The sequence below is a fragment of the Vibrio sp. J2-4 genome (assembly GCF_021728155.1).
GTDB classification, from domain to species: domain Bacteria; phylum Pseudomonadota; class Gammaproteobacteria; order Enterobacterales; family Vibrionaceae; genus Vibrio; species Vibrio diabolicus.
Window position 1 is genome coordinate 349,953 of record NZ_JAKKCN010000003.1, and the last position, 25,524, is coordinate 375,476.

Below are 25,524 nucleotides of genomic sequence, written 5' to 3' on the forward strand. Positions count from 1 at the left end.
AGGTGAATCACTGCACATGTCAGCCTTTCGCTAAGGAGTTTTACTACAAGGTCAAAGCTTATCGTGATTATCAGAGAAACGTCAAACATCACAAATGCTGATGACTTTGAGTGGCCTGGATTCGGCTATGAATACAAAAAAGCCGCCCGTTATACAACGAGCGGCTCAGTTTTTAAATCAGCTAGCGTGATTTTATACTGCTTGGGCAAACAGCAAGAAACAGCCGAACAGGAAGATCATGCTCATTCCCATTACGCCACCACCAGCTTCATAAATATTGTCATCTTCTACTGGCACTCGACGCACTTTCATTGTCATTGATAATGGGACAAAGACCGCGAGAAACACAAGAATAATCCCCGCGTAGCTAAGAATAGCCAAGAAGTGTTCTGGCGCAAACACAGCACCTAGTAGTGGTAGCACAAAAGTAGTAACAAAAATCACTGGCTTACTTGCTTTCAGTAAGTCTGCATTTTGATCGTATAGCGCCATTGCCACACCTAAGAACGACGTTAGCAGTGCTAACCCAGTGAACATGGATAGGATAAACTCCAAACCCTCGTATTGCTGACCTAATACCGAGATCAACTCCGTTACGTTGGAGTATTGAACAAGCTCATGAGGTGGTAGGTTACCGACAACTGCTAACAACCATAATAGGTAACAAACAAGCGGAATAGTTGAACCCACGATAATCATATTACGCAGTTGTGTTTTGCTCGCTTCTTTGTTGTAAGTTACAAGCGATGGGATCACGACCATAAAACCGAAACTGGTGAAAAGCACCGAGCTTGTCTTAATTAGCGCCATCTTATCGTCACTCACGACTTCATCAAGTCCCTCAAACGAGACGCTTGGTGCAAGCGCAAAAAGTGTCAGGATCAACGCCACGATCATGCCTAGGAACAAACCGCGATTAAGCTTATCTACAACCCCTGTGCCTGCCGAAACAATGATACCGACTAAAAGAGTAAAACCGACTTGGCTTGCAATCGTAGATGTTGGCAGCCCAATTGAGGCTGTTACTTTTTGTACGAGATCACCCGCACCAATGATATAAGCCATCAATAGACAAACTAACAGGGCGTAAAGCAAGCTGTTGGTTACCAACTGGCCACCTTTACCTAGCGTTTCGCGAGCAATTGCATTCATGCTCACGCCGCCGCCTACTTTGCAACTGGCTTCAAGAAGGAGCAGCGCAGCGTAAGTCGTCCCAGCCCAGATGAATAACATAAGAAGAGTGCCCCAGAGGAGGCCAAATTGAGCAAGCACCATTGGTATAGCAAGCATACCAGCGCCAAGAGCAGTACCTGCAACGATCAGGGAGCTGCCGACAAGTTTTAGGTTCACGGTTAATACCTCTAAATTCAATCCGTTTATTTCTCGCCAGTTGTGCTACATCCAAAGCACACCCAACAAAACGCTCTACTCAACCAAAATTTGGTTACAAGAACCCTATATGGCTAAGAAAACATGCAGCAAAAGGTGGTTAATTCAATTGCACATGAACACTTGAGAGACGTTTTGGGCGATGTCATCGTTGATGAAATGCGCACAACTTTGGGTTCGAAGCAAAATTGTTCATCTTAATTCATCAACGCCATTCGTTATGAATGGATTTGGTTCGAAAAGATTGTAAGGCATAAGCAGGACGATTGAAAAGCAAAAGGTCAATCTTATAGCGATATATTTTAACAACTCTCCTCATTCACCTAAGATGTGTCGTTATTTTCATCACTAATCAGTCTTTTATCGCCTAATGAAGAGTAAGAACGTGCTCAACCGCTCAATTTTGGATGGGTGTACAAATTAGTTTACAGTTCAAGTACAGGTGTTAGATTCCAGGGGCGTAGCCTAGATCGGACAATATCGCTATTATTCGCTGCGTACCGGCACTGTTCGGTTCACATACCTCTAAACACTGATTTACGGTTCGAAACTATAGGTAAATGAGTGTCCGAATGCTGGGTGTGGTTCCCCAGCATTTGCATCCTTTCTTTTAGGTGTTATCCAAACTGTCTAAATCTAAGCTAGCTTGCCCATTCTATTAATACTAATACGCTTTATCTAACGCTCCGATGATATAAGTTAATGCTGAAACGCCCATATCCGCGACCTGCTTCTCAGTCACACTCATATTTTCATACGCAATCTGCAACTCTACCTCACCTATCGATTCTTTATGAAGATAAAGCTCTTTGTAGTTCATCAACCTCTGTTGAGACTGTCGAGTCAGAGCGACAACATTTTCTTTAGTGACACGATGCTGCTCATTAAGCTCGCTAAATAATTGATCTAAAATGCGTTGCATTTTGCGAATTGAAGATTTTATCTCGATCGATTTGTATGATTGATACTTTTCCATTGAGTTTATAACTGACTAAAATATGTACATTTTTATTAGATAGCTATTCTTATACTGATTGCAAAACAGGTAAATATGAGATGGTTAAACTGGTCCACTTCTTGCTTTATTTAGGTCAAAACTGTCCTTTCAGGAGAGCACATGCAGGTCGATCCTATTATTGAAGCACTGATTGCGAGAAGAAAAGCGAGTGGCCTATCCCGTGAACAAATGGCAAACATCGCAGGGATGAGCGTGAAAACGTATCAACGGATAGAGCGTGGAGAATCCGACCTGAAACTTTCCCAATATCGCTCCATACTGCGCTCTCTGCATTTGACCGATCTCGACATCGCATTGGATATAAGAGACGTTCAACATGTAACAGCGGATGATCTAATGGCCGTTGCACGCTTGCTGTCTCCTGAAGCTCAGTCCCTACTTGTTCGCCTGTTATCGCTCGTTATTGAACAGCGGAACACAAAAAGCGGCTCATAACCTTATGACTGATTAAGAACAATAAAATTCCCGCTCGTCCTATAATATTCTCGGATTATGGCCTTCGTTCCCTTTTTCATTGATTCTTCTTTTCACGCTTTAAATGACATTCGCGTTGTCTGTTCTACGCCTCCCCAAAACGAATAAAACCCGCAGCTTGGCGGGTTTTAGGGCTGTATAAGAAAATACTTCGTTTAATGTGTTTGGGATTTTACTTAGTAAAAATCCTTAAACTCTGGAATCCTGGCCTTACCTCTCAGCAATAAGAAGTTCAAGAATCGGCTCGTCGACGTAGTGAGTATCTTCTCTTCTTCCACACCGTGTTTTTTCAGCAAAGCAATCGCCAAATCTAACTTGGAGATCTCTTCACAGAAGTGCGCATCAGACCCGGTACTGAAGTAAACGCCAATCTCTTTGCCCAGCTCGACAATTCGATCACAACGAGAATCACTGCCCTTACGGCTTTTGCCTGTCAAAGATGTATTGTTAACTTCAACCGCAACATTGTGCTCTTTAGCACAGCGGAGCACCTGTTCCATATCGAATGGGTAATTTGGGTTACCTAAGTGACCGAGAACATCCACTCTGCCGCTTTTAATCGCATTTATCAGAGCGGCAGTATGCTCAGCTTCGGTTGCGGGCTTGAATACGGGTTCATGGAAACTCGCAATCACCCAGTCAAGATGTTGGTCAGAGGAAGGTGGTAAGTCTATCTCCCCTTTCACATTCAGCGTGTTGGCTTCTACGCCGCGGAGAATACCTACATCGTGTAAAAAACGGGGCAAAATTCTTTGATTGTTGAAATGCCAGTAGTGAGGGGCTCCTGGCATCTCGGGAGCATGATCGGTGGTACAAAGAAGTTTTAGCCCCTTATTCTTAGCAGACAATGCGTTCTCTAAAATCGTGCTGTAAGCGTGTCCACTGGCAATAGTATGGGTGTGGCTATCAACGACGATATCCATGGTGACCTCCTAAATTGTGGACGAATTATCGAATTTCGAACGAACCGTTTTGATTGAGAAACAGCGTGAGATCCGCTGGAATTGAGTGATTTAAAACCTTATCTACATTTACGGCATCTGAGTTCAAATAAAACTCCAATGCAGCTTCTGGCTCTGTACCACCAAGAATCTTACGATTGACTAAACGCTCTTGTAGAAACTCAGGCTGTGTATCTACAAAGACGGTAAAATCGGCCAAACGATGCAGTTCATTCCACACCGGTTCATTAAGCAGTAACCAATTCCCCTCAACGACAACCACATTCCGATTTACCAAAATGGCGTCGTCGACTGGATCATGCAAATTGCGGTCGTAGTATGGCCATTTTGTATCTTTCATTTTGAGCTGTTTGAGCTTGTCGATAAGCTCCGTCAGATTAAATGTTTGATAGGACCCCTTAATACTGCGCAGAGGCACGAGCTCGCCATCTCGTTCAATCGTATTGTTGTCGAGGATCTCATTTGGATAGTGGAAACCATCAAACGGCAGCACTTGTAAAGGCTCTTGGCTTTCATCATGTTCAGAGAGATATTCCCAGAACGCAGCAAGGGTTGACTTACCGCTGCCCGGAGGGGCACACAAGAACACCACAATGCGTTCCTGCTTCTCATGATAAAGACGGGTAAATTTTTCGATAAGAGGTTGATGGATTCGCTTTACGTCGGCATCAGGAAAGGTAGCTTCGGTTTCAAAACCACTGACGTTTAAATTCACTTTCATGGTGAACCCTTATTGATTGATCTCCCCTTCGATTCTTTCTATCAACATTTCACACGACAGCTTCAACACTGTTTTGATGAGAGATTCGTATCTCATTTGCGAAAAGGACTCAAACGAAGAGAACTTAAGCTGATTGATCGACTCAAGATAAAAGCTGTCTTGCTGAGAAGAGAGTACCGCCTGGTTTTTGATGAAATCGTAAATCACGTCATCCGCGAATTCGACTTTCTCCGGTTGGCTAACCACATACTCCAACACCTGATCGTACAACCCGATATCGGCGTAAGTTTCCAAAGAGATTTTGCCCATCGCAAACATCAGCTTCGATACCACATCGGTTGTTGCTAACGGACCATCTTCTTTCAATAAAGGATCCACAGCATACTCCTTCACAAGGTCGTCTTGAACGAACACTTTCGGAAGCAGTGCTTTTAACTTGAGGTTAATTATTTTGTTAGAAACCTGAAGAAACGCAGTGGCATTTTCGCACTCGTCCAGTTTCTCCAGTAATTCATCTTCACGTGACAACGTATTATGACCTCTCCATTGTGTGGCAGCGCAAAGGCTACCACACAAATTCGTTGCAACTAAACCGTTAAGCTCACGTCATAAAACTCAAGTAACGCTTTTTCTGCATGTGCGTTCCACACATAGTTATTAGCGTTCAAAATTGCGTCTAATTCGGCGAAGAACGGGTCTTGGTCTACCAACGATAAGAAATCATCAATCGCGGTCAATGGCAGGTCAATATGCGGGTAAATCAACTTCTTACCGCCCGGAATATCCAACTGATTCAAAATCGTATGGGGTGCAGCTTGTAAGCCACCAACATGCGTGATCATGAACGATGGATTGATCTTACCTTGTGAGGAAAGCTCTATAGATTCCACCATGTCACCGGTCGAGCCGCCAGATGTGCCCACAATGTGCGTTGATTCGTAATGCACGTTATAGAAGTTAAACGGTACTTTGAATTTTTTATCGGTAGGGCCTGCGAAGAAATTCAAGCAGCCATCATTGCCAAGTAGCTCATCGGCTTGTTCTAGCACTTGCGATACTGCTGCATACACCATCACATCATCGTAGCCTTTGCCATCGTTCAGCGCTTTCAGATACGCGACCGGATCGTCGATTTGAGCGGTATTCACATAATGCAGATCAACGCCTTGCTCTTTTGCTTTCTCAACAGGAATTAAGCACTTAGCTCGGTCTAAACGTGCGGCATCAATGTCAGTAACCACCACCAGCGTTGGCTTTACAGGTCCGTTGATCGCGTAGTCAATCGCACCAATCCCCATTGGGCCAGCGCACGCCAAAAGCGCTAACGCACCGCCCTCTTTGATGCCCATATCATGCTCGTACACGTATTGCGTGGTGTGGTAGCTCGCATGGTACGCACCGATAATGCAAGACATTGGCTCAGCCAAAGACGCATCTGCAAAGTAGTCACCGTGGTAAGGCAAAACGCAACCTAAGTCGATAGCGATTTTAGGAATGATGGAATACGTTGCGTTGCCGCCAAAGGTTTCGTAGCTGTAACCCGCTGAGTAACCAGTAGGCAAACCCATTGCTGGTTGCAGTACAAAGTAATCGCCTGCTTTGTATTGATCTTTTAGGTTCTCACCAACTTCAACAATCACACCTGCATATTCATGACCAGTCATCACTGGCACTTCATCAATGTTTTCAGGAACGCGTTTGTGTTTGCTACCTAACAATGCTGCTTTGTAAGTGGATAGACAAATGCTGTTTGAAATGTTTTTAACCAGAAGTTCGTCGGCTGAAATGTTTGGTAAATCAAAGGTTCTTAATTGAACGTTTTTCTCACCACAGATAACCGCTGCCGTTGTTTGTACCATGATTTCTCTCCTAATTGGGGCGATACCTGCCGCCCCAAACTGCATTGTTAGGCTGGTTGCTCAGTCGCGACCGTTTGTTGCTTAATCTTATCCATCAGCTCGTCAAGCGCTGGGTCGTTGAGGAAGTTCTTGATCGTTACGACTGGTAAACCTGTCGCGTTGACTGCGCGGCTTTCTAAGCTCTCATGTGTCACGACGATATCGGCTTCACTCGGGACTTTCTCGATGGCAAAGTTCTTCACTTCAATCTCTATCCCAGCTTGTACTAGCTTGCGTTTGAAGGTCGAAGCGCCCATTGCACTAGAGCCCATACCCGCATCACATGCGAATGCGACAAATGAAATTGGTTTGCTTAGTTCTTGCGTCGTCGCAGCTGCAACTGGCTTAACTGCGCCTTCCGCTTTCATCTCTTTCATGTCAGAAACTGACTTCTCAAACTCGCTTTCTTTATCTTCTGATTTGCTCACCTTCAGAATCGCACTTGCTACCAAGAAAGAGACAATCGTTGCACTTGTCACACCGGCGATGGTCGCAATGAAGCTACCTTTCGGAGTAAGAGCAAGGTAAGAGAAGATAGAGCCTGGACTTGGACCCGCGACCAAACCTGCATCGAATAGGTTGAAGGTTGCGATGCCTGTTGCCGCACCAGCAATCATTGCCACAATCATGATTGGTTTCATGAGTACGTATGGGAAGTACAGCTCATGAATACCACCAAAGAAGTGAATGATGATGGCACTTGGCGCAGAGCGTTTAGACAAACCCTGACCAAATTTCGCGTAGGCCAGTAGCATACCAAGACCTGGGCCTGGGTTAGATGCCACCATAAAGAAGATAGATTTACCTGTTTCAGCTGCCGCCTGCAGACCTAGTGGGTAATAAATGCCTTGGTCGATAGCATTGTTTAGGAACAGTACTTTCGCAGGCTCGTTGATAATCGCAAGCAGAGGAAGGAATCCCGTTGCCACCAAGGCTTCGATGCCTGATTTCACAAACAAGTTTGCCGCTGTTACCGCAGGACCAACAATCTCGTAGGCGAACAGACACAGAATCATGCCCACAATACCTAGTGAGAAGTTGTTCACGACCATCTCAAAACCAGAAGGTATGCGGTGTTGAATACGTTTATCCACTTGCACCACAATCCAAGCGCTCAGTGGACCCATGATCATTGCGCCAACAAACATCGGTATATCAGCCCCGACAATCACGCCCATCGTACCGATAGCCCCCGCTACCGCGCCGCGTTTTTCACCAACAATCTGACCACCGGTGTAACCAATCAAAAGTGGCAGCAAGTAAGTGATCATTGGCCCCACGAGTTCGCCAAAGGCTTCGTTTGGCATCCAACCCGTGGGAATAAAGAGTGCAGTAATAAAGCCCCAAGCGATAAAGGCTCCGATATTTGGCAGCACCATGGCGGTCAAATGACCTCCGAAGGCTTGCACATTAGCTCGCATGTTTGCTTTCACGTTATGTTCCTTTTAGTATGCTTTTATTATGTCTAGCACTTGTTCTTTGGAAGAGGCTTGTGCCAGTTTTGCAATGTTCTCTTCATCCACAAACATCTCGCTCAACGCTTGAATCACCTCAATGTGGGTATCAGAGTCTTTCGCAGCTAAGGTAATAAGAATATTGGCCGGACCGAGATCCGATCCAAAATCAACAGGTGATGGGAAAATATGGATGCCTAAGCCTGTTTTTAAAACACCAGTTTCAGGTCGGGCATGAGGCATTGCCAATCCAGGGCATAACACATAGTAAGGACCGTTTTCTTCCGTTGAACGGATGATTGCATCAGCATAATGCTGGGAGACGTAACCTTTGTTTTCTAGGTATTGAGTGGTCTTTTTAACCGCATCTTGCCATTGGTAAGCGCGATCATTAATTACATCTACTAGTTCGTGGTCGATTAACTCGTACAACATATTTAACCCTATCAACAGTTCGTCATCTGATGGGTTAATTATCAATAACAGAGTCCCAACCGCGCAACCGAGCTACTTTTGCGCTTCGAGTCACACTTTAAAGCCTGTCAATTTGTTTAAATGGACAGAGCTCAAAAATCCCACACGTAAAAAATCTACAAATTTTATTTGAGCAACAAGTCAATAGACGAATTTTGAATACAATCACCTTCTCGAAAATATTCTTAAAGTTACATTATTTAAATCAGATCACATTAGACCTATTGACTCGATATAATTCGTGATTAATTTCAAAGTTCATTTCGGGCCGTTTCTTGATCACTCGCGCTCAAACGTAGATAAGCATCACACTTGTTGGCTAGAAAAAATAAAAACGTCACTGGCTTTCACCAAATTGCAGACACAAAAAACCGCCATTCAGGCGGTTTTGATCAGTCCGCAGACCAAACGGATCGTATGTCTGGCCATCCCCAGTTTGTGAGTGCGACATCTTCCAAGACCCCTTGAAAACGTAGCGTCTGAGTATGGTGAAACATCGGTGCAATCCAATATTCGCTAATCAATGTGGACGCAATCGGCTCTAACGCGCTCAGGTAATCTTCAAGCGGTGAGAATGCGCGGACATTTTCCATTTGAGCATCCAACCACGCCGCATTTTGCGCCCCTAAGGTGTGGTAAAGCACAGTATTGCTAAAGAAGTTGCTAAACGCAGACGCATGACGGTTATCGTCCAAGTTAATATTGGTGACAACCAGAGTCTCATCAAGCGTGCCGTTTTTAGCTTTCTCGCTCAGTTCACGGTAGGAGTACATAACGATCTCCACTCGGCTGCCCGCACGCTCTAAACGCGAAGAAATCGCTCGTGCGCACCGGCGTAGCGCCGTGTAATTGTACCCTGCGATGGTGATCAGCTTTGGCAACTTGACCGCATCTCCAAAGGGGCGCAACACTGGCTTCCAGTTAGGCAATAAGTTATAAGCAGGTATGCTCCCAAATATAATGTTTTCATTACGCATCACGTCAGCTAGCAGTTCAGGTTGAATCAATTCACTGATGTATCGGCGCTGGGCCTGAGACAAAGCGTGCTTTGCATGATGGTTAAACAGTGCGAACAAACAACCGTCTTCCGTTCGACTGCGTTTACTCGCTGGTGATACTTCACTGTTTGGCGTCGACATATAGTGGCTGCACATGTCATCAGCAGAATCAGGTTCTGGTTGCAATGTGTTTGCGGCAAGCGATGGATTTTCCATCTGTTCATCGTTGACGATCCATATCGTCACAAAATCCGTTAATACTCGACACGCGTAATAGCCATCAAACGCTTGCAGTTTCAAACGGTTTTCACTGTGCTCAACGACGGAAAATGGACCACTCCCCACCACCAACTTGTTGTTAGCAACGTTCACCTGACTCACGGGCTGAATGCCATATTTCACGCCAGAAATAAGTCCAGCAAAACCCAAGTCAGGTCGGTTAAGCTTAAAAACAACCTTCAATGGATTAAGTGCCGTAATGTTGGCAACATGCGCCAGCTCTTTTTCGTAGTATTCCAAAGAGCTTAATTTGGCGAACAAACTGACAACCGTTTCAGCATCAATTGGGTTGCCATTATGAAAAGTCAGACCCGGACGAAGATAAAATGTCCATTCGTACAAGCTGTCATCATAACGCCAATGATGAGCCAGCTCTGGCTGCACCTGCCCGTTGTAATCGCTCGAAACCAAACAACAATAAATTTGGCGAAGCAAAAAACGTTCACTACTTCGCTGCAGTTGATGCGGAACCACACGCTCGAACATGCGTTTGTAGGTCAGCTGAATATTGAGCCGCCCCTCTTTTACCGATGCGCCCGACGTTGTTTTGAGGAGTCGCCCAAATGCAGCTTCATCTTCATCCAGAATCGACAGCGCTTTCTCGTACTTACCAAGCTTGATTCGCTCTAGTGCAAGGCTTTCTTTTAGCGCGCTGAGTTCAACGTTTAACAACAATGTTGAACGCTGGTTCCGTCCCGGTTTTGGTCGCCAACTTAACCACGCTATCTCTTGCATCTGCGCCAGCAAACTGCGCGCATGACGAGGCGAAGTAAACAACAAATCGGCGATTTCTTGCAGCGTGGTTTTTGCTTCATTACCAACACCAAAAGAGAGCAAGCGTTGGTAATAACGAAATAAGTTGAGATCAGACACCGCACGTACCTTAGCTCTAGGAGGTCATTGGATAGGCGTATTTTACTGAACTTGGCGGCAATAAAATAAGAAAACTTCCAAACACTTTGTTCCCCTTTTACTAGCATTTCGTCCCTATATTGTAGGAAAACCCCACCAATTCGGTTTTATCAGGAATAAAGCGAAGAAATCTACTCTCTTTTTTGCCTCCCCTTTTTTCACCATACTGGTTTGGCGAACAGGAAATATAGAGAATTGCTCATAACCTAACCCCAAGCAGAACTTAGCTCCTGATACCACACCCCCAATTCGTCGTATCTTTAAGTTCTGCTTTTTTATTTCTAGTACTCGCATGCTTGATTCAAAACGAATAGAGTACTAAAAGTTAACTAGTTGAAATAGCGTTGTTTCCCTTAGCTAGCTTCTAACACAGCGATCATAGCTTTTCGTAACTGGAATAATTGCACAAATGCCTGAGCTGGCAATAATGATTCGATGAATTTAGAATAGCGAGACATAACTTTCCGATGACATTAAAACCCAATAATCCCGCTTGTTTCTACTAACATTGCAACTGCTTTCGAATAGAAACACTTACATAGTTAACCCCTTACTGAACTAAAACAAGCGACAGGTGATCTCATTAATAAAAATTAGTATGCTTATATACCTGCGGCAGTACTTCAAAATAGATCTGATTTATATCGTGATGCCAAAAATTAAATAATACGTTTTATTTTTATAATTAAAGCAATCTTGGATGATAAGAATTACATCTTAAACATTCTATTTGATCAGGAGTTAATTTTACCTAGATAAAATTAACTCCGATCGGTATAAAAAAGCCAACAAAATCAAAACATTAAGATTTTTTACTTTTAAGTGTAAACATTCACATACAATAATTATTAGATATGTTGCAAAACTGTGCTTGCAATCTGATTGACATTGCTTCCATTAGTAGTAACTCCCTTAGAAGTAAAGTTCCACTCTTTATTTTCATAAGTCAAAAGGCCAATATAAATTCCTGTATGACTTCCTTGTTCATTTAAAGTAAAGCGACAAATCTCATTTGAAGACTGGTCCAAAATACGGCAGAAAGCGTTTTCGACTTTATCGAAAGTTTGTCCTCGAAAGCTGTTAACTGTAACGGCAATGTATTTAACAGAATTGGGCAATTTTTTCAGGTTAATAGCAATTTTCTCATCGTCACCATCGCCTTCGCCTGTCAAGTTATCTCCTTGATGATTAACAGATTTACACTTTGATTTCAACTGAGCGTACCAAACAGAATCTAGTACATTTAAATTTTCATCAATCAAAAGACAGGATGCATCTAAATCAATTGAAGTGGTACCAAAAATAGAAGCAAGGAAACCTTTCGATTTAGCTACATCCCAACCTAAACCAACAGTAATACTTGATAATTTTTCAACCTCTTTAGTTAGCGATATCGTTGAGTTCTTTGATAAATTAATAGACATAATCTTACCTTATTGATAACCAGCCACAATATCGCCGAGGCCTAGTTGGTACCCAGCTCCAACTGCATGGAATTCCCACTCGCTACCACTTTTAACTAATGAACCTACTTGCACAGCGGATTCGTTTGCAAATTCTTGACCTAGTTTGTATTCAGCAATCAAGCTCCCGGTTACATCATTGTAAAGCTTGATATAGCTGGTATTTACGTGCGAAAAGCCACGTGTATCATTATGAATAGTAACGAAAATAGATAGCTCAGCTGCTCTTGTGTCAATTGATTGTAGATCGATGGTGATGACTTCATCATCACCATCACCAGCACCAGTGCGGTTATCACCTTGATGTACCACAGCTCCTTGGGGACACTTAAGGTTATTGTAAAAAACAAAGTGCTGATCAGATAACAGCTTAGGGTGCTCTTGTGCATTGTAAGAACAAATAAATATACAGCAATCAATATCAATTGGTGGTTCTGTAGGTATTAGATCCCAACCAAGACCGAGTCTTAATTTACTTAACGCAGGCTCCGCTTTCGTCAAGTTTATCGCATTACCTTTTTCTAAATTAATCGCCATAAATTACTCCTTATTTTTCAGTAAGTTAGATAGTTCTCTTTTCATATTAACCATTTTTTCATCAGCGATCTCACGATTTCTAGCCCCCTCCTGCTCAATGGATACAACATCTTGCAATGTTGTGATAAGAGTATTTTGCACGTGCTCCAGTGTTTCCAGATCTATAACCGAACGTTGATTAGCTCTTGCTGTTTGCAACGTGTTTTGTCTTAATAAATCTGCATTTTTCTTAATTAAGTCATTTGTAGCAGTGTCAATTTTTCCCGCAAGTTCTAGCGACTTTCTCTGCTCCAACATAGAAATAGCAAGCGTAAATTGCTTCTTCCACGATGGGATTGTTAGTGTCTTAATATTGTCGAACTTCTCAATCAAAGTGATATTGTTAGTCTGTACCATCCGAATCATTGGAGCCGTTTGTAACGCAAGCATTTGCAATGACCTTAAGTCGTGAACGCGTTTCTCAATACGATTATGAAAGGATTGTAGATCGCTTAATTCTTGTGCTTTTAAAGGAGAGTCTTCATCTTCAAGTTCTTTTGCTAAGACTTCTGCTTTATCTTTAATAAGCAAACGCCTTGACTCCCCGTATATTATGGCTTCTGTTAACGCCTTATACTGCGTAATGTTTTGAGAAAAAACAGTTTCAAGCTGAACAGAGCGCTCTTGTAGGCGTGCTTGTTGCGAATTAATCTCTTTTACTACTCTGTCGAGCTGGGAACTTACCGAGTTAAACTGCGCTAGAATAGCCTCTTTAGAATATTTGAATCTAGATATCAACTTTCCAAAAAAGCTGTCTTTTCCCATTAGCCCACTCAAGTCAACCCCTTTAGCCAAGCCTACAACTTGATTTAGGTTCTCTCCCATTTCTTCAAGATCTTTAGTCCGAACTTGACTCAACATAGAGTCAGAGTATTGAGCAATTTTTTCCGCTGACTCGTGACCGAGAGTACTAATACCTCGTGAAGAATAGATATCAATCTGAGTAAGTTGAGCAACTATACGTTGAAGCGTTTCTTTCGGATTTAAGTTCGCTTCTCTCAGATCTGCTTGATAAATTTCAATCGATTTTTCAACACAGCTGTATAGACTTGGAACAACTTGTCCTTTAGTCGCCGATAGTTTAGAGACATCTGGCGTGTCTGTAACTATTAGTGAGTTTTCTATTTTTCTTTCAACACTAGTATTAGATGACTTTACTAGATCGCTGGAGTTAACATTTGTGGATGTAAAAATCTTTGGTTGAAATACCATTTATCGTAACTCCTCTATATTACGAATCAATTGTTCTTGAACATCGGTAAGCTCATAGTAAAGGATTGAATCGCTTGACTCGTCGATAGCAATCACTGTTAAAAATTGCTGCTTCCAGACTTGGATAACATCTACTTTTATTTTTTCTAGTTGTTCAAAACTGCCTAATAAGTTAGAGATATATAAGTCGATTTGAGGAAAAGTTAAATCTATCGATTGTTTTAGAGAAAGCAAAGTTTTTATTTTTCTTTCCCATCTCTTAATTGAATCAAAGTCATTATTTATAGAAGAAGTAGATAGATTAATATTTTCTTGTTGATTTGAGTTTTTTTCTCTTTCAATCCTCAGTATCAATGCTACCATTTTAAATAGTAGGTTTCGATTCAAGTTTCGTAACTCAATAGACCAATACTGAAATTTTTCTAGATGTGCTCGCATTTCAGCTAGGTTATCAAATACTCGATCTATTCTTTCATCAATATTATCACTCACACGATCAAACTCATACTTAATCTTTCTTATCTTTTGATTATGGTTACCAAAAATTTTAGATAGCTTCGTCCCAACTCTATTTGGATTGAAAATATCAATATCTATACTTTTCGATAATTTAATAATAACTTGTCCTAATCCTAATATTTTATCGACTTTACCTAACTTGGCATAATCAGATAAAAAACCTTGCAGTTGTTGAAATTTTTTTGATTCTTCATTACCAAATTCTATTTGAAATACGGGATCATTGAAAACAATGGAATGATAGATATTAATTATAATCAAATAATCTCCATTATTTAAATTGACATCTTGAAACTCTTGTTTACACACTCTGTCAACTTCATTTTTAAACTCTTCTTCGACAATAATTAAGTCACTTTTAATTGACTTGATTTTATTACTAAATAATACTGATGGTTTCTTCTTATTAGTAGATTTGATATGTTTTTCTTGTTTTTCACTCTGAGGCTGTCTAAATTTGTCTTCGGAAACAAGATTTTTAGTAGGTTTAACATGACTAAACCTCTTAACAACTGGTTTATATTTTTCTTCATTTTCAGAAAGATCATTAATATGAGTTGGAGTTGAATCTTTATGATTAAATATTTTTACCATTACTTCTAGCACTCCGATATTAAATAGAAACTGCTCAACAATATTTAGGTCATACGCTATCTAAAATGAATTAGCTAAAAACTTAGTTCGTTTAGCCCAATTGCTGTGACATGCTATTTCCATCATTTGTCCATTCATTTGATATACAGCTGGAGAAGAATCTTCCAAAACTGATTTAGCCTGATCGATATGTGTATTGGAATAATTTTTAAAAAAGCCTTCAATTACTTTAACTTGTTGAGGGTGAATAGCAGTCTTACCAAAAAGGCCATAATTCACATCCATTGCAAGTTCCCTTATCAAGGTTTTATGGTCATCGAGCATATCAAACACGGGTGCAGAAAGCTCATACCCGTATGGTCTAAAAGCGATGATTAAACTCTCTATCACCGAGCGTAAGGGGGTTTCATAAATTGTTTGACCTGGCATACGTTTTATACCTAGAAGATTGAATAAATCGTTACCTCCTATACGAAGGCAAGTTATATCTCCGTAGATATTCTGTAAACTTTTTCTAACCTCCGGCAATTTAAAAATATCCAACACATCAAGTGATTCTAACGTTGGCATTAGTTTAAACTTGATAGAGCGGCATTTTAATACTCTATGATAATCATCACATGTTTTGAGATCATATTTAGGGAGAACAAAACCATCAATTTTTTCAACCCCTCTAAAATGCATAATTTCTTCAAGAACTTCTGGCGTTCTGGGACGAATAAACCTTTTGAATTGTGTCCCCGAACTATCTAAGCCCTCGATCGCAACACTTAAACTCTCAAGTGATTGAACTAATTCACTTTCAGAAATGGCATCCTCAGTACAAAAAACCATACTCTTAGATCCCAATCCCTCTTTCATCAACGTTTCTAGATTTGGGTGATTACACGGAGTATACAATGTTGCTCCCAAAGAAAAATAGCTCGAGATGTTCATTCTATTGTCTCTATATTAAGTGGCTTAATAAGTGCACATGCTTCAAATAGTAGGGTCGATTCTATTTCTACTTTGACTCCTTTCTCCTCAGCTAATATCAATAGATGTTTGACTTTATTGCTGTCTATTGAACGAACAATAAGTAAAGAAGGCACGCGCCTCAACATGACTCTAGTTGCTTCAGCTATCCCAGGCTTAATATAGTTTACATCTTCAATAGAATATTTAATGCTCAACAAGGAAGTAAATCTATTTATTAACTCTTTAGTTTTACCTAAATCTACACTTGTCTCATTTTGATCAACAAGTTCATTATTAAACAGCTTTTTTGAAAAACATTCTGATATCTTCTCAATGAACCATCGAGAATAATCAACCTCTCTTAAATGATTATTGATCACACAACCATGGAAAGCTTGTTTTTTAGGATCTTGCCATAAGCTTCGCGAAATCAAACCTGATACTGTAGAATTCAACATAGATGAAGGTATTGGATAGTCTTCTTTCGTAGCACAATAGTCGGCAATCCCACCTGTATCACTGACGACATAGAGGTATGGTTTTATATCAGTATTATTTCTCTTGTTATAAACGGAAATAGATCGCTTTAATTCCTCAGTGATTACTCCTTTTGCGGTCCAGCCATCGATGAATACTAAGGAAGAAGAATCGTATTTTTTAATTTTTAATAAGTAATCAAGAGCAACCGAATCAATACCTCTATCCCGAATAATGCTAATACTATAATGATAAACCTTTCTATTAAAATAATATTCTAATGCTCGCTTTATTAAAACGCCAATTGGTGTTCCTGCTCTAGCTAAAGAAACCAGGATAATATCTCCAACTTGATTACTATTAATTTTATTAGCGAGATAAAAAATGTGTTTTGCTAGTTTATGTTTATACTTATCAGTAAATTCAAAGAACAACTTTTGATATTTACTTGATGGTTTTGATTCTTTGTTCAATAATTCAGAGTAATGAATCCCTTCAGACTGAATTAGATTTTCTTTTTCACTAATTGAAAAAAACTGACACTTGACAACCTCTAACAGGAACTGACAGTCGTTATCATCATAACTACCTACTATTGGAGATATAGATAAGCTCATAATATTATTACCAAGATAAAGAATCTGCGATCTGACTGTGAGTGGGCATCAATGTAAAGTCGGCAAGTTTCATAAATGGAATATCAGATAGACTATCGCCCATAGTTAAGATTAAGGACTTTTCATCTAATTGACGGATTAAATAATCAACAGCTAATTTTTTCTGAGTATAAGGTGGCAAAAGTGCCATATTTCGATCATTAATATGTATTTTCATATCATTTAAATCTATACTGCTTTGTGAAATTATTGATTCGAATATAAATTTATAATCTATAACTTCAGTACATTTTACACAAACATAGCAATCAATTTCATCCTCAGAAACAATATAACTTTTTGCATTAAACCCTTTAGAACTTATAATTTTTTTTAATTCTTCATTTATTAATTTCAACTTATCAGACCATATTCCAAGTGGAAATTTATTGTTAATATGCTCAACCCAATCTTGACACTTCTTTCCGGTAGGTTCGATAATTAACGCACCATGAGAAACGACCATCCACGACTTAAATAATGAACTTACTTGAACTCTTTGGAGGGTGTTATAACTCCGCCCAGTTACTGGAATAATCGTAGCTCTAGTGTCAATAAATAACTCCAAAAGAGTACGCTGTTTCTCTGACATAAATGAACGAGCTTGACCATCAATATCTAATGACGCAATAGAAAGGTTATCGCTTTCTGAAAACTTTCTTTTAGTTGCCATAAAACAATCATCAATATCTGTAAAAAGCACAGTATGCATGATAACTACTCTCTCTCGAGTGGAGGAAAACGCTGGGCTAATTGATGCTCAGATCTATGTGATTCATCTTCTAAAAAGAGCACTGGTAACCTCTCATTCTCTTGAAGGTTATAAATGTAATGCTCTACATCCCGGCTATCGACCTGAAAAGCTTCTTTCGTATTAATTGCATTTCCCACCATAATCGGGGAACGAGTTGTGGATTGAAAGACCACATCTCCTCCTCGACACTCTGCTAACTCTGCAGCTAGGAAAGGCAAATATAGGTGCTCTCCATCTCCGATAACAGTTCTCGGGAAAGTAATATCTAGTACAGGTATATGACCACAGAATGGCATTTTCATAGCAAATCGCCCTAAATCATCCCGACAAGGCTTTTTGACAAGGTCTCCATCAACTCTGTCCGGGAGAGAGAGATTTAAGTTATGCTTGGCTTGAAAGTCAAACTGACCATCAATTAATGACACGTGAGTAACTGGAACATCCCATTCTTCATACTGAGTGCGATTTTCTTCGCTTAACCAGTTTACTAATGAGACAATTACAACCTCTTTTATAAATCGCATCTTTGGTAGAATCTTATCACCGAGTAACTTCAGCGTACGACCAGTTGAAATCTCATCATCAACAAGTACAAGACGCTGGCACTTAGAAATAGGTTCTAATAATTCTGTCTTTGGCTGATACAAAATATGATCAATAGCGTGACTATGGGTTTCATCTAACGTAAACCAAATTGGTAAGTCGCACTCATAACGAGTGGTATGCTGATAGTAAACTTCTCTACTTTGTGTCCTAGCTAAACTATCCGCTACACCAGCACCAAAACCCGTCGCTGTTTCAGCCATACCAATCACAAAAGTACTTATATCGTTACTAATCTGTGAAACAAGTAAATCATAAGTAGCTCTCATCGTACTTGGTTTTACTGAAATATGTTTACCTAAAACTTTAGAAACAAATAAAAAACCTCTTTTGGGGTTCTCTCTCGAAGCGAAGTCCAATAGATTGTTAAAAGGAATTACCTGCTTAAATAAGTTAATATTTAATGTTCCATTTTTAATTTCTATTTGATATTTATTCATTATTATAAGTCATTAAGTAATTTCATTCATCGTTAATAATCTATCATAATAAATATAACAAGAATAAAAATATGATAGTCACAAATGAAAATAATATAATAATAAATATGAAAGATGTATATGAAGAACTTGCAGAACGAACTAAAACGCTACTAATTTGGTGATTATGCATACCAAGCATATGCTTGGGTCATAAAAATCACCAAAAGTCTTAGTTTTTATCCTTCTTGAAGATTAAAAGTAATTTCAATCATATAAGCCTCAATGTAGAGAAGGCTCAATACTTTTACGGCTTTGTTGCAGAATAAATCAGAAACTTACGATCAGATCAGGGACATGAATTCACTTACTTTAATATCAGGCCAAAGCCTCGCTACAAAACCACTAACTGGCGCAAGTAAAATAACTCACTAATCAACCTAGGTTCACTCACGTTTTGGATTGATGAAGAGGCGATAACCGAGTGGAAACAACCTAAGCAGGATAGACGTGGTAGACACGATTGTTTTGTGACCTAACTATCACAACCGTTGTCATGGTAAAGCACATTTTTCCTTGTCTTTAAGGACGTTGCAAAGCTTTATCGACTCCGTTTTTAGATTGGCGAATGTTCTATTGGTTTGTCACCACTATACCTGTATAAGTCGCCGCTCTAAGGATGTCGAGGTTTGCTTTAAAGCCTCTTCACGAGGCACTATTCAGCACCTAGCCTTTGATGCGACCGGACTCAAAGTATATGGTGAGGACTAAAGGAAAGTGAAAAAGTATGGAGCCGACGGAAAGCGTCGAGTCCGGCGTAAACTCCATCTTGCTGTTGATACCGATACTCATGAAATTATTGGAGCTGAGCTGACACTATCAGGCGTGACAGATGCGGAAGTACTCCCCAATATGTTCAAACAATACGCCGAGCCATCAAGGAGCTCTCGGGAGATAGCGCATACGAGACAAGGGAGTTCCACAGGGAAATTAGGGTTAAGAAAACGATACTTCTAATCCCTCCGAGCGAGAGAGCAACCTTCTGGGGAAACGGCGCTTCCACGCAATTTAGCGGGTGGCTGCCAGAAACTTTATGGGTCGAACAAAAAGTGGAAACAGAAGCATGGTTACCACAGACGTTCACTGTCCGAAACCGCTATGTATCGCCTGAAACAGTTACTTGGAGCATAACTCACTCTTCGGAATTACAATGCACAAGTCGGGAGACTTACACTATGCTCAAAGACCTCAACAAGTTAACTGGGATAGGTATACCCGAAACTCAGTATATCGTTTAAGAGGTATACGATTTAGCTAGCGTCCACTCAGCAACAAAGCCTTAGCTCGTTACACAGAGACGAAAAAAACGCTTACGTCGATAATTGTTCATTATGGTAACCTAGCAGAGTTTGACCTAATTCATTGTTAGTTAAACAAATATGTTTTAGAAATTATCCCTCACTATTTCTGACGTCGCTTATCTTCAATTCTCCTTTCAACAGTTGCGCCGTATAAAAAGCACACGTACACTTAATCGTAATTCGACGATTAACTATAAAGGTCTGCTCATGAGCAACAAATGCAACGAAACGTGCCAAATTGCTTTTGAAACCACGCAACAACAACTCGATAAAGAACAAGCACTCGCCGCTCAAGCGAAAGCGCTGTCTCATCCTGCTCGCTTACGCATTCTGCATATTCTTCACACTTTAGACACCATGGGTGGCTGCTTAAATAGCGATTTAGTCTCTGAGTTAGGTTTAGCGCAATCGACTGTATCAGAACACTTACGCATTCTAAAACAGGCCGGGTTTATCAGTGCAGAACCCAACCCGCCAAAGGTTTGTTACCGTATTCAACGTGAAAAACTGAACGCGTTTAACGCTCAGTTTTCCGGTTTATTTAGCTAAGACACGTTGCGCGCTTTCCACGCGCGCAAAGATAAACTATAACTTAATACATCGCCTTTCGACGATAAACGAATAGAGACCACTATGACGACTGAAGTTTTAAATAGTGCCAGTGAAAAAATGAGCTTTCTTGACCGCTACTTAACGGTCTGGATTTTTGTCGCAATGGCCATCGGCGTGGGGATAGGCGCAGTCTACCCGCAAGTAGCAGAATGGAACGAAACAATGTCCGTTGGTAGTACGAACGTACCGCTCGCCATTGGTTTGATTTTGATGATGTACCCACCACTCGCCAAGGTGAACTACGGTCTATTAGGAACGGTAACGAGAGATAAAAAAGCCATCACGCTGTCTCTGGTTATGAACTGGATCATCGGCCCAATCCTGATGTTCGTTCTTGCTTTAACCTTTCTTGGTGATCATCCAGGTTACATGGTCGGTATTATTTTGATTGGCCTTGCACGCTGCATCGCTATGGTTTTAGTGTGGAATGATATTGGCGGCGGCAACAAAGAATATGGCGCGGCCTTGGTGGCATTAAATAGCGCATTTCAAATTCTGACTTACAGCGTTATGGCTTGGCTATTCATCACCGTACTTCCACCGTTCTTTGGCTATGAAGGTTTTGTGGTTGATATTTCCATGGGAGACATTGCGGAAAGCGTATTGATTTACTTAGGCATTCCGTTCCTCGCTGGTTTTCTCAGTCGTAAATGGTTAGTCGCTGCAAAGGGTGAGAAGTGGTACAACGATGTGTTTATTCCTCGAATTTCACCCATTACTTTGATCGCTTTGCTCGCCACCATCTTGCTGATGTTCAGCCTCAAAGGAGAGATGATTTTACAGCTACCAATGGATGTGTTCCGCGTGGCAGTCCCACTAGCGATCTACTTCGTATTGATGTTTTTTACCAGCTTCTTTATCGGGAAGAGAATGGGCATCCCCTACGATAAAAATGCCTCCATCGCTTTTACGGCGACGGGCAACAACTTCGAGCTGGCGATCGCGGTTTCCATTGCTGTATTTGGCCTGAACTCCGATCAAGCATTCGCTGGCGTGATTGGTCCGCTAATCGAGGTTCCTGTTCTGATTGCTTTGGTTAACGTCGCACTGAGGATGAAAACCAAATACCAGAGCTAAAATTGGAAACATAAAGATCGAGCCAAACAGCAATATTAAGTACTAACTGACGACAGTTTTTATGTACTCACTGGGCGTTAAACCAAACTTCCCTTTAAATCGTTGGCTAAAACGCCCTTCCGATTGATAGCCACACAACTGCGCGAGTAACGCAACGTTGTATGAACCATTTTGCATCAGGTAGAGTGCGTGATTTAAGCGCACTTCTGCCAGCACTTCGCGATACTGAGTGCCCTCTTGCTTGAGTTTGCGTATCAACGTTGCTCGGCTCATAGCAAAGCGCTCAGCAACAAATTCCAAAGGGTGGTCATCGCCCGGAGAGCGTGACAGATAGCGGCTGAGTTTCTGACTGAACGAGGTATTGGAACTCGAGAAAAGCCGATGCAATAGTCCTCGCTCTGCTAGCTGCTGATACAACCCCATCATCCAATAACGTTGCGTCGCTTCACTTAAACTTTCCCGTTCAAAAGAAAACAAGGCATTTAATGTCGCTTGCAGTGCTTTGTCTGTCTCCACCGCTGGGACATAATTTCCCAATGCATTACTCATACTCAGCTCTAACATTTCAACGCTAGGTACACAGTGAAAACTGAACATTCGTGAGAGAAAACGCCCTTGTTGAGGAAGGTTTTCAAAATTCAGCGAAGCGTTTGCTTCACAAAGCATGATGTTAGGATGAAGAATATCAAACGCTTCGTCTTTCCAAAACAGACGCTTACTCCCTTTAATGATCTGGATAATACTCGGGGAGTGAATCCTGACGTTACGCAGCTTTTGCTGCTGCTCCGCACGAAACAGCGTCACTTGATATTGATGCCCCATCTTCTCCCCTTAAGTATTTGTTTATCGCGTGTAAGTCGCGGTTAACTGCGCGTTGTCCAATGCGACACTATTCAACGTAAATCCCACAACCGCCGCTGGCGTGTTCTCATCCAAGTTCAACTTATCACTCGGCAGCGCCCAAACGGTAAACTGGTAGCGGTGCATACCATCTTTTTCTGGAGGACATGCGCCGCCAAAACCAGTAGTACCGTAATCAATACGAGACTCCTTACCGCCTAGCTTACTGATATCAACGCCACGAGGCAGCTCGTTAACTGAGGCTGGAATATCAAACGCTATCCAATGCCAAAAACCACTGCCTGTTGGTGCATCAGGATCGTACGCGGTAATCGCAAAACTTTTTGTACCCTTTGGAACGTCTTTCCACATCAGTTGTGGAGACTGGTTCGCACCATCACATCCCCAACCTGAATATTCAAATGTCTTCGCCATTGGATGACCTTCTTGAATATCTTTGCTCGTTAGTTCAAAAGCATGGGCAGAGCCGATAACTAAAACGCTAAGGGCCAAAACAGACTTGTGAATCGCTTTCATGTGTTTATTCCTTTCAATGAGTTCAATTCAAGTCTATTCATCAACCCAAGCCAAGATACATCAATAAGTATCACAAAATATAAAACCATCGTCTATTTTGATACTTTAAGATTCAAACATAAATTTCTTATTCTCTGAGTTGCATCTGGTTTATGCTAACCAACCGCTCAGAGAACAAGGAAGACAAAATGGAACTGGATATCTACGTCGTTGACGCATTTACAGACACGCAATTTAAAGGCAACTCAGCCGCAGTCGTACCCTTGCAAGAATGGTTAGAACCAGAGCGAATGCAAAACATTGCAGCGGAAAACAACCTCTCTGAAACCGCGTTTGTTAAAGCGATTGGTACGAATCAATATGAAGTACGCTGGTTTTCGCCACTCACAGAAATCGACTTTTGTGGACACGCAACGCTCGCCGCTTCCATGGTGTTGTTCGACCAACTCGGCGTTACAGGAAGTATTGAGTTTCACACATTAAAAGTGGGCACCTTAACCGTAATTAAGAACGCACTTGGCAAGATTGAAATGACATTTCCGACAAGAGCACCACACCCCGTCAACGCCGTTCCTACGCAATTAATTGAGGGATTAAACTGCGAAGTAACACACGTACTGCTTAGCCCGCAAGCTTACTTCGTCATCGTGGAAGATGAGCAAACCGTTTTCGATGTTCAATATCGATCCGACCAACTGAAACAACTCGCCCCTTACGATGTCGTCGTCACATCAAAAAGCAGTCAATACGACTTTGTATCTCGTTACTTTTGGCCAGCAAACGGCGGAGATGAAGACCCTGTCACAGGATCAATCCACGCAGGCTTAGCACCATATTGGGCGCAAGAGCTCGGCAAAGCATCTTTAGTGGCGTATCAAGCATCAGCGCGTGGTGGCGTTCTGTACTGCGAAGTCAAAGAGGATTGCGTCAAAGTATCTGGTGATGGTGTGTTGTATATGAAAGGCAAAATTTACGTCTAAGTGTGCCTCGAAGATTGGCGTTAACTGTTTTTATCCTTGAGAGCCTAGCCGCCCGCTAGGCTTTTCTATTTCCTGCTGCTTCTGCGTTAATCGTTACAAAGGTGTTCGACAATACACACTGGAGAGCCTATCTCACAGTCATAACCCGTTGCAGTAATTTCCCCTGTTTGAGGATTGCGACGAAAGCTCACCACATTGTTGGAATGTTGATTGGCAACCAGCAACCACTTTTGATCATGAGACAACACAAAATCTCGTGGAAAAGCCCCTTCACAGTGAATGGCTGCTCGCCTTTTGGGCGTATCACCAGACACATCAAACACACTGATTTTGTTCTGAGCTCGGCAAGAGACATACAAAAACGTTTCATCTAACGAAAGACGAATCGCCGCCGCCGCTTGCTGATTATCTTCCCCTTCTAATAATTCTGTTTGATTCGAGATAAGCCATTTATCTTGGTGCTTAACCAACACAATCAAGGTTTCTGACAGTTCGCAAGCCACATACGCTGTCGACTCTTGTTGGTTAAACACCACATGGCGCGGTCCCGAACCTGCGGGTAAATGAATCACTTGCGACAGTGAAAAAACCGGCGGCTGGGCATCGTAATCATAAATAAGGACGCTATCGCTGCCCAAGTCTACGACAACCAATTGATGACTGTGCTTTAAAAACGTGACTTGATGAGCGTGAGGAGAAGTTTGGCGCTCTAAATTCGGCCCGCATCCATCAACGTATAAATCCGCCAATAAACCAAGCGGTTTACCATCGCGATCCAATTGAAATACGCTAACATTTCCAGAGCCATAATTAGCAACCGCCAACAACGGTTTTTTGATATCCAAATGACACGGATAATCGCCATTAATCGGCAAAGAGACGGATTCACTACCGCGAAAAAACGCGAGCTCTGCACCTTCATTTCTATCCATTTCGCTAAACGTATACAGCCCGTGTTCGGTGATCGTGAGATAGGACGGATTACGTTGAACTACAACATCGTCAAGCCGAGTCAGTTCACCCGTTTCAGTGTTCAGCGATAGACGCGCAATGCCCGTGCTCGTACTCGGTGGGTTGGTGTAAGTGCCAATATAAAAATGCACGTGACCAGTTGTTGTCATGGATGGCCTTATATGAGTGATTCGTATTATTCAACACCTTGCCTATTGTCATGGCAGACCGCAATCCATTTTACGAATCAGCCACTTAAAATGTGAAGTGATTTCTAATTCAGAATCAAGTGACAACTTGCTGCCCCAACTAGCCTAGTGTTTATCGCTGGGCATTTAATTTTACTTATCAGGAAAA

General features: G+C 41.5%; 24 protein-coding genes and 1 pseudogene. 5 read left to right on the plus strand and 20 right to left on the minus strand.

Annotation, left to right across the window (positions count from 1 at the left end; translation table 11 throughout):
• Window positions 1-192: 192 nt before the first annotated feature.
• Both L3V32_RS11795 and L3V32_RS11800 read right to left on the minus strand, forming a co-directional pair.
• Window positions 193-1,350, minus strand: coding sequence for an amino acid permease (locus L3V32_RS11795; RefSeq protein ID WP_005391218.1), 1,158 nt, complete (start codon window positions 1,348-1,350; stop codon window positions 193-195).
• 703 nt (window positions 1,351-2,053) lie between these two features.
• On the minus strand, window positions 2,054-2,365 hold the full coding sequence (locus L3V32_RS11800; protein WP_237284347.1) for a hypothetical protein: 312 nt from the start codon (window positions 2,363-2,365) through the stop codon (window positions 2,054-2,056).
• Between the two features lie 141 nt (window positions 2,366-2,506).
• Between L3V32_RS11800 and L3V32_RS11805 the strand changes: the two genes are divergently transcribed.
• Window positions 2,507-2,842 carry a helix-turn-helix domain-containing protein gene (locus tag L3V32_RS11805; protein ID WP_005391220.1) on the plus strand — a complete coding sequence of 112 codons (336 nt, stop codon included), beginning with the start codon at window positions 2,507-2,509 and terminating at the stop codon, window positions 2,840-2,842.
• A 215-nt stretch (window positions 2,843-3,057) separates the two neighbouring features.
• Here L3V32_RS11805 and L3V32_RS11810 read toward each other — a convergent pair whose 3' ends face one another.
• The 15 genes from L3V32_RS11810 to L3V32_RS11880 form a co-directional block, all read right to left on the minus strand.
• A complete protein-coding gene (locus L3V32_RS11810; RefSeq protein WP_124007586.1) occupies window positions 3,058-3,804 on the minus strand; it encodes a phosphatase in 747 nt (248 codons plus the stop codon).
• Window positions 3,805-3,829: 25 nt separating this feature from the next.
• Window positions 3,830-4,564, minus strand: coding sequence for a nucleoside/nucleotide kinase family protein (locus L3V32_RS11815; RefSeq protein WP_237284348.1), 735 nt, complete (start codon window positions 4,562-4,564; stop codon window positions 3,830-3,832).
• A 9-nt stretch (window positions 4,565-4,573) separates the two neighbouring features.
• On the minus strand, window positions 4,574-5,092 hold the full coding sequence (locus L3V32_RS11820; RefSeq protein WP_031780192.1) for an MltR family transcriptional regulator: 519 nt from the start codon (window positions 5,090-5,092) through the stop codon (window positions 4,574-4,576).
• A gap of 59 nt (window positions 5,093-5,151) precedes the next feature.
• Window positions 5,152-6,423 carry a zinc-binding dehydrogenase gene (locus L3V32_RS11825; protein ID WP_237284349.1) on the minus strand — a complete coding sequence of 424 codons (1,272 nt, stop codon included), beginning with the start codon at window positions 6,421-6,423 and terminating at the stop codon, window positions 5,152-5,154.
• A 47-nt stretch (window positions 6,424-6,470) separates the two neighbouring features.
• Window positions 6,471-7,895, minus strand: a complete 1,425-nt coding sequence (locus tag L3V32_RS11830) for a PTS mannitol transporter subunit IICB (RefSeq protein ID WP_308191685.1) — start codon at window positions 7,893-7,895, stop codon at window positions 6,471-6,473.
• Window positions 7,896-7,907: 12 nt separating this feature from the next.
• Window positions 7,908-8,351 carry a PTS sugar transporter subunit IIA gene (locus tag L3V32_RS11835; protein WP_005391226.1) on the minus strand — a complete coding sequence of 148 codons (444 nt, stop codon included), beginning with the start codon at window positions 8,349-8,351 and terminating at the stop codon, window positions 7,908-7,910.
• A 431-nt stretch (window positions 8,352-8,782) separates the two neighbouring features.
• Complete coding sequence (locus L3V32_RS11840; protein WP_237284350.1) at window positions 8,783-10,540, minus strand: SgrR family transcriptional regulator; 1,758 nt, start codon at window positions 10,538-10,540, stop codon at window positions 8,783-8,785.
• An 887-nt stretch (window positions 10,541-11,427) separates the two neighbouring features.
• A complete protein-coding gene (locus L3V32_RS11845) occupies window positions 11,428-12,003 on the minus strand; it encodes a TerD family protein (RefSeq protein WP_237284351.1) in 576 nt (191 codons plus the stop codon).
• 9 nt (window positions 12,004-12,012) lie between these two features.
• Window positions 12,013-12,579, minus strand: coding sequence for a TerD family protein (locus L3V32_RS11850; protein WP_237284352.1), 567 nt, complete (start codon window positions 12,577-12,579; stop codon window positions 12,013-12,015).
• A gap of 3 nt (window positions 12,580-12,582) precedes the next feature.
• A complete protein-coding gene (locus L3V32_RS11855; RefSeq protein WP_237284353.1) occupies window positions 12,583-13,830 on the minus strand; it encodes a toxic anion resistance protein in 1,248 nt (415 codons plus the stop codon).
• The gene (locus L3V32_RS11860; RefSeq protein WP_237284354.1) at window positions 13,831-14,943 is read right to left on the minus strand and encodes a hypothetical protein; all 1,113 of its coding nucleotides are present in this window, start codon (window positions 14,941-14,943) and stop codon (window positions 13,831-13,833) included. It abuts the gene before it with no gap.
• Window positions 14,944-15,003: 60 nt separating this feature from the next.
• On the minus strand, window positions 15,004-15,879 hold the full coding sequence (locus L3V32_RS11865; protein ID WP_267136662.1) for an HpcH/HpaI aldolase/citrate lyase family protein: 876 nt from the start codon (window positions 15,877-15,879) through the stop codon (window positions 15,004-15,006).
• Entirely contained in the window at window positions 15,876-16,994 is a 1,119-nt protein-coding gene (locus L3V32_RS11870) for a cysteine protease StiP family protein (protein WP_237284356.1), read from the minus strand. The genes L3V32_RS11865 and L3V32_RS11870 overlap by 4 nt, the downstream gene beginning before the upstream one ends.
• A gap of 7 nt (window positions 16,995-17,001) precedes the next feature.
• Window positions 17,002-17,745, minus strand: a complete 744-nt coding sequence (locus tag L3V32_RS11875; RefSeq protein ID WP_237284357.1) for an HAD family hydrolase — start codon at window positions 17,743-17,745, stop codon at window positions 17,002-17,004.
• A gap of 5 nt (window positions 17,746-17,750) precedes the next feature.
• Window positions 17,751-18,830, minus strand: coding sequence for a phosphoribosyltransferase domain-containing protein (locus tag L3V32_RS11880; protein WP_237284358.1), 1,080 nt, complete (start codon window positions 18,828-18,830; stop codon window positions 17,751-17,753).
• A gap of 413 nt (window positions 18,831-19,243) precedes the next feature.
• Here L3V32_RS11880 and L3V32_RS11885 point away from each other — a divergent pair.
• From L3V32_RS11885 to arsB, 3 genes and pseudogenes are all read left to right on the plus strand, one after another.
• Window positions 19,244-20,107 (plus strand): annotated as a pseudogene (locus L3V32_RS11885) (IS5 family transposase).
• A gap of 270 nt (window positions 20,108-20,377) precedes the next feature.
• Window positions 20,378-20,719, plus strand: coding sequence for a helix-turn-helix transcriptional regulator (locus L3V32_RS11890; RefSeq protein ID WP_005482591.1), 342 nt, complete (start codon window positions 20,378-20,380; stop codon window positions 20,717-20,719).
• A gap of 84 nt (window positions 20,720-20,803) precedes the next feature.
• Window positions 20,804-21,859: an ACR3 family arsenite efflux transporter gene (arsB, locus tag L3V32_RS11895; protein ID WP_237284359.1), complete on the plus strand. Its 1,056-nt coding sequence runs from the start codon at window positions 20,804-20,806 to the stop codon at window positions 21,857-21,859.
• 42 nt (window positions 21,860-21,901) lie between these two features.
• On the opposite strand, the gene L3V32_RS11900 is transcribed toward arsB, so the two are convergent.
• Both L3V32_RS11900 and L3V32_RS11905 read right to left on the minus strand, forming a co-directional pair.
• A complete protein-coding gene (locus L3V32_RS11900; protein WP_114322868.1) occupies window positions 21,902-22,681 on the minus strand; it encodes a helix-turn-helix transcriptional regulator in 780 nt (259 codons plus the stop codon).
• Between the two features lie 21 nt (window positions 22,682-22,702).
• The gene (locus L3V32_RS11905; protein WP_025557905.1) at window positions 22,703-23,236 is read right to left on the minus strand and encodes a YbhB/YbcL family Raf kinase inhibitor-like protein; all 534 of its coding nucleotides are present in this window, start codon (window positions 23,234-23,236) and stop codon (window positions 22,703-22,705) included.
• A 188-nt stretch (window positions 23,237-23,424) separates the two neighbouring features.
• Between L3V32_RS11905 and L3V32_RS11910 the strand changes: the two genes are divergently transcribed.
• Window positions 23,425-24,216, plus strand: coding sequence for a PhzF family phenazine biosynthesis protein (locus L3V32_RS11910; RefSeq protein ID WP_237284360.1), 792 nt, complete (start codon window positions 23,425-23,427; stop codon window positions 24,214-24,216).
• An 86-nt stretch (window positions 24,217-24,302) separates the two neighbouring features.
• Here L3V32_RS11910 and L3V32_RS11915 read toward each other — a convergent pair whose 3' ends face one another.
• Window positions 24,303-25,337: a lactonase family protein gene (locus L3V32_RS11915; protein ID WP_237284361.1), complete on the minus strand. Its 1,035-nt coding sequence runs from the start codon at window positions 25,335-25,337 to the stop codon at window positions 24,303-24,305.
• Window positions 25,338-25,524: the final 187 nt, after the last annotated feature.

Excerpts from the sequence above, each read along its gene's own strand:
- L3V32_RS11800 (WP_237284347.1), bottom strand. The coding sequence starts at position 2,365 with ATGGAAAAGTATCAATCATACAAATCGATCGAGATAAAATCTTCAATT.
- L3V32_RS11805 (WP_005391220.1), top strand. The coding sequence starts at position 2,507 with ATGCAGGTCGATCCTATTATTGAAGCACTGATTGCGAGAAGAAAAGCG.
- L3V32_RS11810 (WP_124007586.1), bottom strand. The coding sequence starts at position 3,804 with ATGGATATCGTCGTTGATAGCCACACCCATACTATTGCCAGTGGACAC.
- L3V32_RS11815 (WP_237284348.1), bottom strand. The coding sequence starts at position 4,564 with ATGAAAGTGAATTTAAACGTCAGTGGTTTTGAAACCGAAGCTACCTTT.
- L3V32_RS11825 (WP_237284349.1), bottom strand. The coding sequence starts at position 6,423 with ATGGTACAAACAACGGCAGCGGTTATCTGTGGTGAGAAAAACGTTCAA.
- L3V32_RS11835 (WP_005391226.1), bottom strand. The coding sequence starts at position 8,351 with ATGTTGTACGAGTTAATCGACCACGAACTAGTAGATGTAATTAATGAT.
- L3V32_RS11845 (WP_237284351.1), bottom strand. The coding sequence starts at position 12,003 with ATGTCTATTAATTTATCAAAGAACTCAACGATATCGCTAACTAAAGAG.
- L3V32_RS11850 (WP_237284352.1), bottom strand. The coding sequence starts at position 12,579 with ATGGCGATTAATTTAGAAAAAGGTAATGCGATAAACTTGACGAAAGCG.
- L3V32_RS11855 (WP_237284353.1), bottom strand. The coding sequence starts at position 13,830 with ATGGTATTTCAACCAAAGATTTTTACATCCACAAATGTTAACTCCAGC.
- L3V32_RS11860 (WP_237284354.1), bottom strand. The coding sequence starts at position 14,943 with ATGGTAAAAATATTTAATCATAAAGATTCAACTCCAACTCATATTAAT.
- L3V32_RS11865 (WP_267136662.1), bottom strand. The coding sequence starts at position 15,879 with ATGAACATCTCGAGCTATTTTTCTTTGGGAGCAACATTGTATACTCCG.
- L3V32_RS11870 (WP_237284356.1), bottom strand. The coding sequence starts at position 16,994 with ATGAGCTTATCTATATCTCCAATAGTAGGTAGTTATGATGATAACGAC.
- L3V32_RS11875 (WP_237284357.1), bottom strand. The coding sequence starts at position 17,745 with ATGCATACTGTGCTTTTTACAGATATTGATGATTGTTTTATGGCAACT.
- L3V32_RS11880 (WP_237284358.1), bottom strand. The coding sequence starts at position 18,830 with ATGAATAAATATCAAATAGAAATTAAAAATGGAACATTAAATATTAAC.
- L3V32_RS11890 (WP_005482591.1), top strand. The coding sequence starts at position 20,378 with ATGAGCAACAAATGCAACGAAACGTGCCAAATTGCTTTTGAAACCACG.
- arsB (WP_237284359.1), top strand. The coding sequence starts at position 20,804 with ATGACGACTGAAGTTTTAAATAGTGCCAGTGAAAAAATGAGCTTTCTT.
- L3V32_RS11900 (WP_114322868.1), bottom strand. The coding sequence starts at position 22,681 with ATGGGGCATCAATATCAAGTGACGCTGTTTCGTGCGGAGCAGCAGCAA.
- L3V32_RS11905 (WP_025557905.1), bottom strand. The coding sequence starts at position 23,236 with ATGAAAGCGATTCACAAGTCTGTTTTGGCCCTTAGCGTTTTAGTTATC.
- L3V32_RS11910 (WP_237284360.1), top strand. The coding sequence starts at position 23,425 with ATGGAACTGGATATCTACGTCGTTGACGCATTTACAGACACGCAATTT.
- L3V32_RS11915 (WP_237284361.1), bottom strand. The coding sequence starts at position 25,337 with ATGACAACAACTGGTCACGTGCATTTTTATATTGGCACTTACACCAAC.